This window comes from Paraburkholderia dilworthii, from assembly GCF_000472525.1.
In the GTDB taxonomy this organism is placed as follows: Bacteria; Pseudomonadota; Gammaproteobacteria; order Burkholderiales; family Burkholderiaceae; genus Paraburkholderia; species Paraburkholderia dilworthii.
Genome location: NZ_AWZT01000038.1, coordinates 37,538 through 51,900, shown reverse-complemented (window position 1 = coordinate 51,900; position 14,363 = coordinate 37,538). Strand labels below are relative to the sequence as shown.

Sequence of the window (14,363 nt, the reverse complement as noted above, 5' to 3'; positions counted from 1 at the left end):
GTCAGCCGGATCAGTGCGCGTGCCGCGCGGTTTCGAAACGTTTGATGAAGCGTGATGCGCCAAAGCAGATAACGAAATAGACGACTGCGGCAAACACGTACATCTGCACCGTGCTGCCGTCGCGAGCCGCGATTTCGGACGCTGCGCCGAAGAAATCGGTCATCGAGAGCACATACACGAGGGACGTGTCCTGGAACAGCGTAATCACACGCGTCAACAATGCAGGTGTCATATTGCGCACCGCTTGAGGCAGCACGACCGTGACCATCGTCTGACGATAACTGAGCCCGAGCGCGAGACCTGCCTGCATCTGTCCTCTTGCAATGGACGCAATGCCGGCGCGCATGATTTCGCAAAAATAAGCGGACTCGAAGAGCGTGAACGTGATGACAGCGGAGCGATACGCGCCGACGTCGACCGGAGTAGGCGAACGTACGATCCAGGCACCGACGTACGGGGCGAGGAAATAGAACCAGAAAATGACCAGCAGCAGCGGCACGGAGCGCATGCCGTTCACAAACAGCGTTGCTGGGACAGATAGCAGCCTGGATGGCGACATGCGGCAGAGCGCGAGCAGCGTGCCGAGCATCAGACCGAACACGGCGGCCAGTGCCGTGAGCGTCAGGGAAAAAGTCAGGCCGACTTTCAGCAGATACGGTAACGAAGCGACAATCTCTTTCAGTCCGAGGAAGGTCATGGTGTCCGTCCTAAGAGGGTTCGACTTCGGACAGCGGCAAGGCGGACGACACCTTGCGCGAGCCGGCCGACGGCGCCGCTAACCTGCGCTCGACCAGCATCAGCCCATAGACCACCACGCTGTTAATCGCAAAGTAGACCAGCGTCGCGGCGCTGAACGCTTCGAAGATGTGAAAACTGAATTCCTGCATCGACCGCGCCGCGCCCGTCAGTTCAAGCAGGCCGATCGTCATCGCGACCGAGGAATATTTGATCGTCGCCATAAACTCGGACGTGAGCGGTGGCACGACGATGCGAAACGCCTGCGGCAGGATCACGAAGCGGTACGCCTGGAAGCCCGACAGACCAAGCGCGAGCGCCGCCTGCCGCTGGCCCGCGCGCAGCGACCGGATACCGGATCGCAAGGTTTCCGCAATGCGCGCCGTGCCGTAGAAGCCGAGGCAAAGCAGCGCGGGAAAAAACTGGCCCCACGGCTGCTGGATCTGTTTGATCGCGGTGCCGAGCGACCTGGGAAGCAATTCCGGCAGCACGAAATACCAGAGAAACATTTGCACCAGCAGCGGCACGTTGCGGAACAACTCGACGTACGTCGCAGCAATAGTTCGCGCGATCTTCGAATCGACCGTACGCATCACGCCAATGATCGAGCCGAGCAGCAGCGCGATGGCATAGGCGCTCACCGCGAGTGCGATGGTCCAGCATGCTCCAATCTGCATCGTCTGCAGGTAGGTATGGACACCGTCGGGCGAGAGGTCGTTGAAACTGGCCCAGTTCCACTCATAGTTCATGGCTGCGCGGCCTCGAAGTGGGGTTGCTTAAGTGTGGCTTATTGATAAGCCGCGGGATCGCCGGAATCCGACGGATGTTCGAAGGCATGTTTAAGTTCGGCGCTCATCGGATACTTCAGATTGATGCCATTCGGCGGCACCGGCGCGTTGAACCATTTGTCGTAGATCGCGTAAATCTGTTTTGACTTCATGAGATCGAGTACGGCGCCGTCCACGGCCCGCTTGAAACGCGGATCGTCCTTGGGCTCGACGATGCCGTACGGTGCGAGCAGCATTGCCTTCGTGCCGATCACATAGTCCTGTGGCTGGTCTGAAGTCGCGACCAGACCGTAGGCGAGCCCGTCGTCCGTGGAGACGGCCATCGCGCGGCCGGTCTTCACCGCGATGAAAGACGCCGCGGTGTCGTTGACCGGGAGCACCGAAATGTTCAGGTGTTGCTGCGTGCTGATCTGCTGGATAACCTGCAGATCCAGGCCCCCCGCAAGGCTCGTCACCGTCTTGCCTCTGAACGCAGCGGGCGTGTTGACATCCAGTCCACTGTCCTTGCGCGCCATCAGCACGACCTTCGCGACATACGTGGTCGGCGCGAACGAGACGAGCTTGTGGCGCTCGACTGTGTTGGTGGTGTTGCCGCATTCCAGATCGATTGTGCCGTTTGCCAATAGAGGCAGACGCGTGGCCGACGTCACGGGCAAATAGCGGATTTTCAGATCGGCAAGGCCAAGCGTGCTCTTGAGACTGGCAGCGATGCGTTGGCATATTTCAACCGAGTAGCCGACCGGCTGATGTGCGTTGTCCAGATAGGCGAAGGGCAGCGAGGTGGTCGGATAGCCGACGGTAATCGTGCCGGTTTCCTTGATGCGATCCAGCCGGCTGGCGCTATCCGCATAAGCTGCGGTCGTCAGGCCGAGTCCTGCGTAGAATCCCGCGAGCGTCATCGCAGCGGTCAGGATGGAAGAAACTTTCATGTCCTTAGCTTCCCTTAACAATCGATTTAGACCGCGATCCCGGACCGCTGCAGTGCGATTCAAAACAACGGAACTTGCTTGGCTACGAACTCAATATCGGTCATCAATATGCTAAAGTCCAATGCGTCTCTCGCATTGAACGATACAAAAACGATATGCAAAAGCTAAAGTTAGGATTTCGCCACATCGAGGCTTTCCGTGCTGTCATGTCGTCAAACTCGATGACGAATGCCGCTCGCGTCATGCATACATCGCAGCCGCAGGTGAGCCGCCTGATATCGCAGCTCGAGACCATCACGGCGTTTCCGCTTTTCGAACGTAACGGTAGCCGGCTCAATCCCACCCAGGACGGATTGCGTTTTCATCGCGAAGTGGAACGGACCTTTGCCGGGCTGGCAGAACTTGAATCGGTGGCTGCCAACATCCGTTCGTTCAGCGCCGCGCGGCTGAGCATCGCCGCGATGCCGCGGCTGGCCGGCGATCTGCTCGTTAAGGTTGTCGCTGAATTTCACGCTGCGCACCCCGATGTTCTAGTGTCAATTCACTCCGGCAACGCGGTGAATGTGGAGGAGTGGGTCCGCTCAGGCTTCTGCGATACCGGCCTGGCTCTACTCACCGGGGATGCACCTCACATCCGTCGCGAGACGATTGCGACCCTCCGGTGCGTCGCGGTGCTGCCGAGGGACCACCCACTTTGCCGCCTGCGCAGGCTGAAGCCCGCGCACTTCGCAAATCAGCGATTCATAGCGCCCACCGGAGAAAGCGCGCTCAGATCCACGATTGACGATGTATTCGCGGCCGGGCATGTGCCTCGTCAGATCGTCGCGGAGGCAAGTCTTGGTTCGTCGGTGTGCGCGTTGGTGCGCACAGGCATGGGCATCAGTCTGGTCAACCCGCTAGCAGCTCGCGATGAATTTGTTAATGGAGGAATCGAGGTGCGGCCCTTCGCGGTGAATATACCGAGCGAGGTTGCGCTGCTGTTCCCGCCCTACCAGGCTCAGACCCGGCTGGTAAGTGCATTTGCACAGATAGCGCGTCCGGTTATCCGCGAAGAAATGGAAGTGCTGAATAAAATGTACACCTAGCCGGCGATAAATAGCTGGAAGCGACCACGCCGCTGTGGACGGCAAGAATACCGGGGAAGGGCTGCTGCGTTGTCCAAAAGACCACTGCGGCGACGAGGCGGCGCTCGTATCGAAGCTTGCGCGATCGAAGCGGCCGTCATTGGACATTGGCCGCTTCGAGATCGACTCGTTCGTTAGTTCAAGCTTCGATTGCCTGCGCAAGCGATTCGGCAGTTGCGACGGACAGGGTCCAACCGAGATGGCCATGTCCCGTATTGTAGAAAACGCCCGGGCGCTTGCCGCGTCCGACTCGGGGCAACATGCGTGGCAGCATAGGGCGTAGACCCGCCCAGGGAATGACCCGCGCGGTGGAGACTTCAGGGAACAGGCGGCGGGTCCATTCGACCAGCGGCGTTACGCGGTCCGCACGAATGTCGCGACTGAAGCCGTTGATTTCAGCCGTGCCCGCCACGCGGAAGCGATCGACGCCGAGCCGGCTCGTGACAATCTTGGCCTTGTCGTCGAGCAGGCTGACCCAAGGCGCCGCGCGCTGGCTTTGTTCGTCGTCGAGGCAGACGGTGATTGAATAGCCCTTCACCGGATAGACGTTGACGTGGTCGCCCAACATGGCGCCGAACGCGCGACTGCCGACACCTGCGCACACGACGATCTGTTGGAAAACGTCCGCGTTCCGTGCACCTGCGTTCGTCGCGTCGATGGTGAAGTGCCCGTCACCGCCTTGCTTGATCGAGTCGATCGACGTGTCGTAACGGAACTCGACGCCGCGACGCACGCACGCGTCGGCCAGACCGCGCGTGAACTTGTGAATGTCGCCAGTCGAATCGGACGGGGTGAAAAAGCCGCCGTAAAACTCACCCTGCAACGCCGGTTCGATGAGACCGATTTCGTTCGCGCCGACCGCATACCGATCAAGGCCGCCTTCACGCAGCAGCACGTTCACTCGCGCGGCGGCGTCATAGTCCTTGCGATGCCCGTAGATATGCAGAATGCCGCGGCGTTCCAGATCGAACTGGATGGCTTCTCGCTCCGCGATCGAAAAGAGATGCTCGCGCGCGGCCAGTGCGAGGCGTACGGTTTCGATGGTATTCGCGCGGTAGTTCGGGATCTGACGCAGGAATTCACCCATCCACGAATACTTGTGCCATGAAGGAGACGGGTTCAACAGGAGTGGGGCGTCGCGCGTGAGCATCCAGCGCAGTCCTTTCAGGACGGTGGCCGTATGGTTCCAGACCTCCGCATTGCTGACCGAAAGCTGTCCGCCGTTCGCGAACGAGGTTTCCATTGCCGCATAACGATGGCGTTCGTAGACGGTGACATTGAAGCCGCGGCGGGCGAGGGCGTAAGCGGTCGTGACGCCGGTGATCCCGGCGCCGATAATGGCGATTCGTGACATAAGATGGTCCAGATCGAGTTGAGCATCCCCGGTTGGCTGCCATCGCGCTGCTTCGCGCGAGACGGCCTCCGGCGTTTGATGCCCCATCTGTCCCTGTACCTGAGAGTTTCGCCCGGCCGACAAAGGTCAGGCTCCCCTTCGGTGGACGCACGCAGCGTCACTCTCCAGATGTTCCTGCAGCACAGTCCTTTTGCCTGAGAGTTTCCGGGGCGGTTGCTCCGTCGGCGTCGCTCACTGAACGATCTCTCCCGTGCTGCATGCGTGGAACCACGTGACGTTACAGGACAACGCGAGTTGCTACAAGCACCTAAATTAGTAAGCTGTTTTGACGTTTGACGTTTTAATGCCCAAGCGCCGGGCAGGAACCGTCTTTGGCCTCGGGCACGCTTCGGGCAAAACCCTCGATCAGCGAGATGTCCGTTGTGGTATCCCCGGTGTCATGTGTGACGACCGTTGGGGGCGTCCATTAACCTTGGGAGTTTGGAGTCGGCGCACTGCTCGCCAGCATCTCGTGGGCATACAAGGAAAGCGGGATCGTAATCGAGTCATTGCACGCGGGTCCGCTGATCTTTCACTGAATATCAGCGGACATGATCCGCGTTGAACGTGCAGTCTTATTTGAGAATTTAGTTATGCGAATCGAAGAAAGGATGTTGATGGGTCATAGGGATTTCTGGGCACGAATGGGTCGATTCATGTGATCAACGCGGTAACAGGGGCGACGATCGGACGGCCGCCGCTGAGAAATGGGCCAGCGTACTGTCCCGTTTCCGAGCGGCAGCCGTCATACGTGCGCAGATTTGGCGAGCCAGTCCGAACTAGAAGAGGCCGGGACACGGCGCTTGGGCGCCTGATCGAAACCTCGAACTGGACTTCGGCTCTGGCCACATCGTGCGCACAACTTGTCCGTCGGGTTCCCGAATAGTGCAGCCGCTCCGACGGCAGGATTCCTCGGTCGCCCAACGGCGGATCGTGGCCGGTCACTGCCCATTCGACGTCCTACCTCGGGAAATCCCTCTCCACTGATTCCCATTGAGCGAGAATACGGTTTTTTGATTTTGAGAATCTTCTGGCATTCTGAACGCCTGGTGGATCGTGGATGGCGTGATCGTGAACGTGGAACAGGGTGTGACAGGTGCCGAACGGGCATTACTGGTGCTGGCCGCCCTTGCCAGTCATGGCAAGGCGATGTCGGTCAAAGATCTGCTAGCCGTGACCGGGCTTGCGCAAAGCACACTGTATCGTCAGATCGCGCTGCTCAAGCGCTGGGGCTTCGTCGCTGAAAACGCCGGGTATTACGCGCCCGGTCCGATCAGCCTGCAACTCGCGCTTGGCTTCGATGTGAATTCGCTGCTCGTCGAAGCGAGCCGCAGTGAAATGCAGCAGCTCGCGCGCGCATCGCAGGAAAGCATTGGACTGGTGGTCGCGGTCAGGCATCAGGTAATGTGCCTTGAGATGGTGGACAGCCAGCATTCGTTGCGCTGCTCATTCGAGAAAGGCCGCGCCGTGCCGCTCAAGGCGGGCGCCTCGGCAAAGTCCTTATTGGCATTCATGGCCGACAGGGCGCGCGTCGAAGTACTCGACAGCGTGTTCGACAACGACCCCGTCGGCCGTGCCGCGATCGAAGCCGAACTTCAACAGATTCGCGCCCAAGGCTACGCCGTTAGCGATAGCGAAGTCGACCCGGGCGTGTGGGGCGTCAGCGCTCCGATTTTTCATCATAGTGGACGCGGCGCTGGCAGCAGCGCGTCGATCACGCTGATGGCGCCATCGACACGCGCCATCGGGCGAGAAAGCCAATTCATCGACGGGACGCTACGTACGGCCCGCGCCATTTCCGAGCATATGCAAACCGATTAACGGGACGAAGCGTTTCAATTTCATCATTTAATACGGATACCGAATTAACCGCACGAACTGATAGAACCACAAGGAGCCTAACCATGAAGCTGCAACGACTGTTGTCTCTCGGATGCGTCGCCTTCGCCGTGACGTTTGGCGGATTTTCCATCGCGGCGTCAGCACAAACGCCGGATGTGCTGAACGTTGCCACCGACGCCACTTTCCCGCCGATGGAGTACACCGAGAACGGCGCGCGCACCGGCTTCGACGTCGACCTCATGAATGCGCTCGCGAAGGTGATGGGCAAGCGCGTGCAATGGACCGACATTGACTTCAAAGGGCTGATTCCAGGCCTGATCGCGCATCGTTTCGACGCTGCGATCTCTGGCATCTACATTACCGACGAGCGCGCGAAAGTGGTCGACTTCACCGATTCGTACTACGCGGGCGGTCTGGCTGTGCTGGTGAAAAGCGATTCACCGGTCAAGACGGTGGCCGATCTGAACGGCAAGAAAGTGTCGGTCCAGGTAGGCACGAAGTCGGTGAACTTCCTACGCGATAACTTCCCGCAGATCAATCGCGTCGAGGTCGAGAAGAACCAGGAAATGTTCGACCTGGTGGGCATCGGCCGTGCCGACGCTGCTGTAACGGGTAAGCCGGCCGCGTATCAAGTTGCGAAAACGCGCACCGGCTTTCGCGTACTCGACAAAACGCTGACGACCGAAGCCTACGGCATCGCCGTGCGCAAAGACGAGCCGCAACTGAAGGCAGCGTTCAACACCGCGCTCGCCAGGATCAAGGCTGACGGCACATATGCGGCGATCGTCAAGAAGTGGTTCGGCGCGAGTGCGCAATAAACGGCTGGACACACGAAATGGAACTTGACTTCTCGCCGGTGATTGCCGGTTGGCCAGACATCATGCATGGCGCGTTGGTGACGGTCGAAGTGACCGCCGCGTCCCTTGCGCTCAGTTGTGTGCTTGGACTGCTGATCGGCATTGGTCGGCTGACGCCGCAGCGGCGCGTCGTGTACGGCTTCTGCACCGCGTACCTGATGTTCTTCCGCGGCACGCCGTTGCTTGTGCAACTTTTCTTGCTGTTCTTCGGCCTGCCGCAATTCGGCATTCTGCTGCCGGCGTTTGTATGCGGCATGCTGGGGCTCGGTCTGTATTCGGCGGCTTACGTATCGGAGATCGTGCGCGGCGCGATTCAGTCCGTCGATCGCGGCCAGATGGAAGCGGCGCGTTCGATCGGCATGTCGTCGGGGCAGGCCATGCGTGCGATCATTTTGCCGCAGGCCATCGTGCGGATGATCCCGCCACTCGGCAACGAATTCATCGCGTTGATCAAGAACTCGGCGCTGGTGTCGCTGTTGACGATCGACGATCTGATGCATGAAGGCCAGAAGATCATCAGCGTGTCCTATCGTTCGCTCGAAGTGTATCTGGCCATCGCGCTGGTGTATCTGGTGTTGACGCAGGCGACCAATTACGCGCTGCATCGCGTCGAGCGTCGTTTGCGTGCGGGAGGGATGGTGCAATGAATACCGTGGCCAAAGTCAATGAGCCTATTGTTAGCATTCGCGGTCTGACGAAATCGTTCGGCTCGCATACCGTGCTCAACGGCATCGACTTCGATATTCAGCCGCAGCAGGTCGTGGTGGTGATCGGGCCGAGCGGGTCGGGCAAGAGTACTTTTCTGCGCTGCTGTAACGGACTCGAACAAGCAGAAGGCGGCACGATCGACATTTGTGGGCATCGGCTAGTCGACCAGGGCGAGATGCTCAAGGAGCGCTCGCTGAATGCGCTGCGCACCGAAGTCGGCATGGTGTTTCAGTCGTTTAATCTGTTCCCGCATTTGTCGGTGCTGCACAACATCACCGTGGGTCCACGCATGTTGCGCGGTCTCAGCAAAGGAGAGGCCGAAGCGGCTGCGCTCGCGCTGCTGGAGAAAGTCGGGCTCGCGCATAAGGCGCATGTGATGCCGGCGAGCCTGTCCGGCGGTCAGAAGCAGCGGGTTGCGATTGCTCGCGCACTGGCGATGCAGCCGCGTGTGATGCTGTTCGACGAGCCGACGTCCGCGCTCGATCCGGAACTCGTCGGCGAAGTGCTGCAGGTGATGAACCTGCTCGCGAGCGAAGGTATGACGATGGTGGTCGTCACGCACGAAATGGGCTTCGCGAAAGAAGTGGCGGACGTGGTGGTTGTCATGGACGGTGGGGTGATCGTTGAAGCGGGGCCGCCGTCCACGATTTTTTCTGCGCCTTTGCAGCCGCGCACACGCGCATTCCTGCAGGCGGTGTTGTCGCGCACATGAGAGTCCCATTCCATGACAAGGTGTGGGCGGGCCGTTCCGACGACGGCGAGCCCGGCGACACGCGGCGTGTTTTCAATCAGGTGATTCCGTTCCGCAGCGCTATGCAGATGCAGCGCAATGCGCCAGTGATCGTCGGCTTCGGTTCCGATGAAGGCGTGCGCCGCAATCAAGGGCGGCTTGGCGCAGCGCATGCGCCAAAAGAATTGCGCCGTGCGTTGGCGGGCTTGCCAGCCAAAACGTCGATGGCGGCGCTCGCCGATGCAGGTGACGTGGTGTGCGACGACGGCGACCTGGAAGGCGCCCAGGCGGAACTGGCCCACGTGGTCAGCGAAGTGCTGGCGTGCGGTGGGCGGCCATTGGTGTTCGGTGGCGGTCATGAGGTCGCGTGGGGCACGTATAGCGGTTGGCGGCTGCATCAGCAGCGTGAAGCCGGCAACGCTGATATGTCACTCACATTGCGCAAGCTGCTGATCATCAACTTCGACGCTCATTTCGATCTGCGCCAGAAGCGCCCAGCGAATTCCGGCACGCCGTTCGATCAGATCGCGGTCGACTGCGCGGAACGAAGGGTGCCATTCAACTATGCGTGCTTCGGTATTAGCGATCTGGGCAATACTGCTTCTCTGTTCGCGCACGCGGAGCGACTCGGCGTGCACTACGTGCTCGACGTCGATATGCAGGAAACGCAACTGGCGCAGCGTCTTGATGAGCTTCAGCAGTTGCTCGACGCAGCGGACGACGTCTACCTGACAATCGACCTCGACGTGTTGCCGGCAGCCACCGCGCCCGGTGTGTCGTCGCCCGCCGCGTTGGGCGTACCGCTATCGGTGGTCGAAGCGATGGCGCTGTGCGTGCGGGCTTCGGGCAAACTCCGCGCGGCGGATATCGCGGAGTACAACCCGACGCTCGATCAGGATACGCGCACCGCGAAAGCGGCCGCGCGACTCGCGTACAGGTTGCTTTGAATCACGTGACCATGCTCGTCGTAACACGTGGGTAGAAGAAATGGCTCGACAGATTCCTGACCAGGTTGAACAGTTGCCGACGAGGCCGGATGCCGTATCGACGCAGCGCAGATAAATTCACCGGAAGCGAATTAAAAGAGGCCCCCTCGTTCGCGGGGCCTTGAGCCACGAGATCACCGTGTTTCTGTTAGTACGTCACAGAAGCCCCACTGCCAGAAAAACTGTGCTGGACAGGAGAGTCATATGCATAGTCGGCAGCGGCCTGGATGATGTTCACGATCTGCTGCGGCAACCTGCCGCCGCTGACGGCGGTCATCGCAGTACGCTCCATCTCAACGGCTACGGGGAGGTCTTTGATTACTAGCGTGTTCATTTCGATTCTCCAAGGGCAAATTAGTCAGTCAGGAATGTCAGAGCTTGTTTTGAGGGTGTCGCCACTCCTCGATGGTGATCAAAGCAAAGTGCGCGCCAAACAGTGGCGCCGCGGTAAGCGATCACACAAGTGGTTGAACGTATTGGATTTCAATGGCGATCAGTGTGAATCGGTAGGCAGACGTGCGCGCTGCGGTCGGTGGGTCGGATCCAACTTTCCGTCTGGGGCTGTGTGTTAGATCGCGACACATGCGGCCCGCCTACGTATCCCGTTTGTACGGTGTCCTCGAGGCTTGGAATCCGATCGAAGCCTGACGAAAATGAGTCTGTCGCGGGCAGTCTCGCTTTCCCGCTGGACTGCTATGGCCACCACGCTGCTGTGCCTACGGTGGCGAAACTGCGCTTAGGCTCCTACGTACCTGCGCTTTTGAAAATCACTTTCCTCGACGGATCGGCCGTCCAACTACCGGGGATCGCCAACGTGGCCGGACGAATCAGGCGAAGGAGCCTCCCTCAATGCGGCGTTCAACGCGATAGAGACGTAGGACGTCAAAAGGGCTTTGGAAGCGACTTGCATCTCGCCGCCAACGTCGTTTTGGACCGAGCGCAGCTTTGAGGCGAAAGGCGAGGTGGGACCGTACTTTGCAAGCGAACGCAGTTCGTCGGCCGTCAACTCGTTTGCGTAGGCAGACGCGAGGTTCGCGTCCCAGCTCGCTTGATAGTCACTGCGGTATAGGCTCAGCTTCGCGCGGACGAGCGATGCGGCCTCCGTTCGTCCGAGTCGGTGCACCAGCGCGGCAAAAGTCACCGTGCGGATTGCGACCATCCAGGCCAGCGAAGGAAGATTGCTCCCGATATGCTGTTGCTCGACAAAAAGTGCCGCCGCGCCGCGTGTATCGTCCGACGATGCCCGTGCCATACGCAACGGGCTCAGCGTAAGCGACAAAACGGCGACGCAGCACGTGAATGCCTTTGCACTGGAGTACTTGACGCGCATGGTTATTCTCAGTTCCGCAGTGACGGCTTTATCGGCACTCTATCGCGATACTTGAGCCAGGGACCATGCTTGAGCGAGTCTGCACAGATGTCCTCATAACTCCGCGTCAATTGGCAACGATCCAGACCATGACGTCAAATGACTCAGACTGGCCCATATCCGGGCCGACGGCGAGCGGGCCAAACGGACCCAAAGCGCACGGTCGATTTGCAATTCACGGCGATGGTTGTTCCGACGCATCGCGCCCGGCGAAGATGCTTGCCATTTCCGCCGCGTTCTCGGTTCCCCAAGTGCACAGTGGGACGATCGCGTCGGCCAGGCTGCGACCGAGCGGGGTCAGCGCGTAATCGACGCGCGGCGGCACCTCCTTGTAGTCGGTCCGCGCTAGCACCCGATCGGCCTCCAGATCCTTCAACTGCTGAATCAGCACCTTGTCGCTGACGCCTTGCGTCAAGCGCTTGAGTTCGCCGTAGCGCTTCGGGCCGTCGCGTAAAAAAAACAGGATCAGCGGTTTCCACTTGCCCGAGATGATGCGCAGCGTAGCGTTGAGCCCGCAGCCGGTATCGCAAATTTGAGAGGGTGTCGTCATGTTTCGGTACTTACCAAAAAGTGCATACTTGTCATAATGTAATCAGGTCTGGATACTTGTGCAACTCCCACAAAGGATCCATGACATGACCAGACTGAATGGAAAGACCGCCGTGATCACCGGCGGTGCTACCGGCATCGGCCGCGCCGCGGCACAGCGCTTCATCGAAGAGGGCGCTTTCGTCTTCATTTTCGGCCGCCGACAGGAAGCGCTCGACGCCGCTGTGGCCGAGCTCGGGCCTAATGCCCGCGCGGTGAAGGGCTCGGTTTCCGATCCGGCCGACCTCGACCGGCTCTACGCGGCTGTGAAGGCCGAGCGCGCAAGCCTCGACATCGTCTTCGCCAATGCCGGGGCCGGAAGCCCGCTTCCGCTCGGCAAGATCACCGCCGAGCACATTGACGAGATCTTCAATACCAACGTCAAAGGCTCGATCTTCACTATCCAGAAGGCGCTGCCGCTGATGGGCCGGGGCGGTTCGATCATCCTGACCGGATCGAGCGCCGGCACCACGGGCGCCCCGGCATTCAGCGCCTATAGCGCGAGCAAGGCCGCGGTGCGCAACCTCGCGCGGACCTGGGCGGAAGACCTGAAGGGCACTGGCATCCGGGTGAACGTACTGTCGCCGGGGCCGACGGCGACCGAACTCGCGAAGGAAGCGCTAGGCGAGGAAGGCATGAAAGCGTTCGCCTCGATGAATCCGCTTCAGTGCATGGCCGATCCGGCGGAGATCGGGGCGGTGGCGGCTTTTCTCGCGTCGCAGGACAGCAGCTTCATGACTGCCAGCGAGGTCGCTGTCGACGGCGGCCTGGCGCAAATCTGACGCGCCGTGCCCGGCCGGTCACTCCGTTCCGTATTCGGAGCCGGTAGGGCGTGGTGAACCAAAGGAGAACATATGAGTTACGCAATTATCGGCTTCGGCAAGATTGGCCAAGCTCTTGCAAAGGCATTTGTCCGCAGCGGCATTGAAGTATCTGTTGCAACCACGCGCGACCCGGAAAGCTTTGCATCCGATGCGGCCGCGATTGGACCTGAGATCATCCCCAAAAAACTCGCGGACGCCGTCAAGGCGGACATCATCTTTTTGGCTGTCCGTTTCGAGTCGCACCGGGACGTCGCGAAGGCGCTGCCCGCGTGGCAGGGCAAGACCATCGTCGATGTGACCAATGCCTATGGCGTGCCCCCTGAGGAACTCGGAGGACAGCCCTCTTCCAGGGTCGTCGCGCACGCCTTCACCGGCGCGCGACTGGTCAAGGGCTTCAATCATCTGGTCGCTGCTGTACTTGACCAGGATCCGGCGGTACATGGTGGCAGGAGAGCAGTGTTCCTGGCGAGCGACGATGACAGCGCCGCGGCGGAGATTGGTGCGCTAGCAGAAAAACTTGGTTTCGCCCCGATCAAACTTGGCGGGCTTTCGGAAGGCGGGCTGCTTGTGCAGGCGCGCGGGAATAGCTGGGGTCGACTGATCTTTAAGGACCTGGTCCAGTTCGACTAGTTAATCGTGATCGTAGATCTCGACGCGATCCTGCCTCTCAAAAAGAGCAACCACTGTGTGATTGAAGCGCGGGCGCCGCCGGCGGTCGAGGTCGGCGTCCGGACATCGATCAGCCGCTGGGGTCGGTGAAACATTAATGGCGGGTTCCCGGACCGTTTCGGACATCGGCCTCGCTATTCGCAGCACCTTGTAGCCGGTGGTTTATGCATATCGTTCGTGCGACAGGAAGGGGCGTGCTTCCCGCCTTGCTCATTCCTTGCTCTCAGGAAAGATACATCCGCCATTGCGGACCAGCGCCTTCACCTCTTCGCTCACCTGCATGGGGCTCCGACTTAAACGAGCCAGGAACTCCTTGCGGCGCCGCAGGTACGACTTCGAATCGTGCTTCGCGCTCCAAAGGACTATGTTAAGCACGATGGGAATGAGATCGAGGCCCTTGTCGGTCAGAGTGTAGAAGTCCTTACGCCTGTCGTCGGGGCTGGGCGCCCTCGAGAGAACTCCTTGCCCCTCAAGAAAGGAAAGGCGGGAAGCCAGGACATTGGTCGCGATTCCCTCCTCCGATTTCAGGAACTCGCCATACGTCTTCTTGCCGACAAAAACGATGTCGCGAATGATCAGGAGCGACCACCGGTCGCCGAAGATCTCCACGCCGTAATTCACTGCGCAATGGGACCGAAGGTCCTCTTTACACGTCGTCTTCATGGGCAGATTTTAACATCGCTTGCATCTCGCAAGTTAAGTTCGCTTGTTTACTTGCATTTTGCAAGTGATGTGGCTAGCATGGTTTGTCCGTCGAGCGCGGTCGTTGGATCGCGCCGGCACTCCATGAATGGTCAACCCACATCAGCAAGGGAATTCGA

The 14,363-nt window shown here is 59.8% G+C and carries 16 protein-coding genes and 1 riboswitch; of the genes, 8 read left to right on the top strand and 8 right to left on the bottom strand.

Translation table 11 applies throughout. From position 1 onward, the window contains the following. Nucleotides 1-10 precede the first annotated feature (10 nt). From F759_RS0126320 to F759_RS0126310, 3 genes are read right to left on the bottom strand one after another with little or no spacing between them, the layout of a single operon-like run. On the bottom strand, nt 11-697 hold the full coding sequence (locus F759_RS0126320) for an amino acid ABC transporter permease (RefSeq protein ID WP_036025295.1): 687 nt from the start codon (nt 695-697) through the stop codon (nt 11-13). Between the two features lie 10 nt (nt 698-707). Then, a complete protein-coding gene (locus tag F759_RS38640) occupies nt 708-1,484 on the bottom strand; it encodes an amino acid ABC transporter permease (protein WP_036025291.1) in 777 nt (258 codons plus the stop codon). A gap of 38 nt (nt 1,485-1,522) precedes the next feature. Then, nucleotides 1,523-2,452 (bottom strand): amino acid ABC transporter substrate-binding protein, encoded by a 930-nt coding sequence (locus tag F759_RS0126310; RefSeq protein ID WP_027802486.1) that lies wholly within the window; start codon nt 2,450-2,452, stop codon nt 1,523-1,525. Between the two features lie 74 nt (nt 2,453-2,526). On the opposite strand from F759_RS0126310, the gene F759_RS0126305 reads away from it, so the two are divergent. After that, complete coding sequence (locus F759_RS0126305) at nt 2,527-3,537, top strand: LysR substrate-binding domain-containing protein (RefSeq protein ID WP_322787115.1); 1,011 nt, start codon at nt 2,527-2,529, stop codon at nt 3,535-3,537. Between the two features lie 178 nt (nt 3,538-3,715). Here the strand turns inward: F759_RS0126305 and F759_RS0126300 are convergent, their stop codons facing one another. After that, nucleotides 3,716-4,930 (bottom strand): D-amino acid dehydrogenase, encoded by a 1,215-nt coding sequence (locus tag F759_RS0126300; RefSeq protein WP_027802484.1) that lies wholly within the window; start codon nt 4,928-4,930, stop codon nt 3,716-3,718. Between the two features lie 172 nt (nt 4,931-5,102). Then, nucleotides 5,103-5,191: riboswitch (glycine riboswitch) on the bottom strand. An 849-nt stretch (nt 5,192-6,040) separates the two neighbouring features. Here F759_RS0126300 and F759_RS0126295 point away from each other — a divergent pair. From F759_RS0126295 to hutG, 5 genes are all read left to right on the top strand, one after another. After that, complete coding sequence (locus tag F759_RS0126295; RefSeq protein ID WP_027802483.1) at nt 6,041-6,790, top strand: IclR family transcriptional regulator; 750 nt, start codon at nt 6,041-6,043, stop codon at nt 6,788-6,790. A gap of 83 nt (nt 6,791-6,873) precedes the next feature. Next, entirely contained in the window at nt 6,874-7,629 is a 756-nt protein-coding gene (locus tag F759_RS0126290; protein WP_027802482.1) for a transporter substrate-binding domain-containing protein, read from the top strand. 17 nt (nt 7,630-7,646) lie between these two features. Beyond that, nucleotides 7,647-8,315 carry an amino acid ABC transporter permease gene (locus F759_RS0126285; RefSeq protein ID WP_027802481.1) on the top strand — a complete coding sequence of 223 codons (669 nt, stop codon included), beginning with the start codon at nt 7,647-7,649 and terminating at the stop codon, nt 8,313-8,315. Beyond that, the gene (locus F759_RS0126280; protein ID WP_027802480.1) at nt 8,312-9,088 is read left to right on the top strand and encodes an amino acid ABC transporter ATP-binding protein; all 777 of its coding nucleotides are present in this window, start codon (nt 8,312-8,314) and stop codon (nt 9,086-9,088) included. The genes F759_RS0126285 and F759_RS0126280 overlap by 4 nt, the downstream gene beginning before the upstream one ends. After that, nucleotides 9,085-10,053 (top strand): formimidoylglutamase, encoded by a 969-nt coding sequence (gene hutG / locus F759_RS0126275; RefSeq protein ID WP_027802479.1) that lies wholly within the window; start codon nt 9,085-9,087, stop codon nt 10,051-10,053. Before F759_RS0126280 ends, hutG begins: the two co-directional genes overlap by 4 nt. 187 nt (nt 10,054-10,240) lie before the next feature. Here the strand turns inward: hutG and F759_RS0126270 are convergent, their stop codons facing one another. The 3 genes from F759_RS0126270 to F759_RS0126260 form a co-directional block, all read right to left on the bottom strand. Further along, nucleotides 10,241-10,426: a hypothetical protein gene (locus tag F759_RS0126270; RefSeq protein WP_027802478.1), complete on the bottom strand. Its 186-nt coding sequence runs from the start codon at nt 10,424-10,426 to the stop codon at nt 10,241-10,243. Nucleotides 10,427-10,888: 462 nt separating this feature from the next. After that, entirely contained in the window at nt 10,889-11,422 is a 534-nt protein-coding gene (locus F759_RS38635; RefSeq protein WP_051377468.1) for a hypothetical protein, read from the bottom strand. Between the two features lie 214 nt (nt 11,423-11,636). Then, nucleotides 11,637-12,011 carry a winged helix-turn-helix transcriptional regulator gene (locus F759_RS0126260; protein ID WP_027802477.1) on the bottom strand — a complete coding sequence of 125 codons (375 nt, stop codon included), beginning with the start codon at nt 12,009-12,011 and terminating at the stop codon, nt 11,637-11,639. Between the two features lie 85 nt (nt 12,012-12,096). Here F759_RS0126260 and F759_RS0126255 point away from each other — a divergent pair, with 85 nt between their 5' ends. Together F759_RS0126255 and F759_RS0126250 are read left to right on the top strand one after the other, a co-directional pair. Continuing rightward, nucleotides 12,097-12,831: an SDR family NAD(P)-dependent oxidoreductase gene (locus F759_RS0126255; protein ID WP_027802476.1), complete on the top strand. Its 735-nt coding sequence runs from the start codon at nt 12,097-12,099 to the stop codon at nt 12,829-12,831. Between the two features lie 72 nt (nt 12,832-12,903). Next, nucleotides 12,904-13,503: an NADPH-dependent F420 reductase gene (locus F759_RS0126250; RefSeq protein ID WP_027802475.1), complete on the top strand. Its 600-nt coding sequence runs from the start codon at nt 12,904-12,906 to the stop codon at nt 13,501-13,503. Between the two features lie 249 nt (nt 13,504-13,752). Here F759_RS0126250 and F759_RS0126245 read toward each other — a convergent pair whose 3' ends face one another. Continuing rightward, on the bottom strand, nt 13,753-14,205 hold the full coding sequence (locus F759_RS0126245) for a winged helix-turn-helix transcriptional regulator (RefSeq protein ID WP_027802474.1): 453 nt from the start codon (nt 14,203-14,205) through the stop codon (nt 13,753-13,755). Nucleotides 14,206-14,363: the final 158 nt, after the last annotated feature.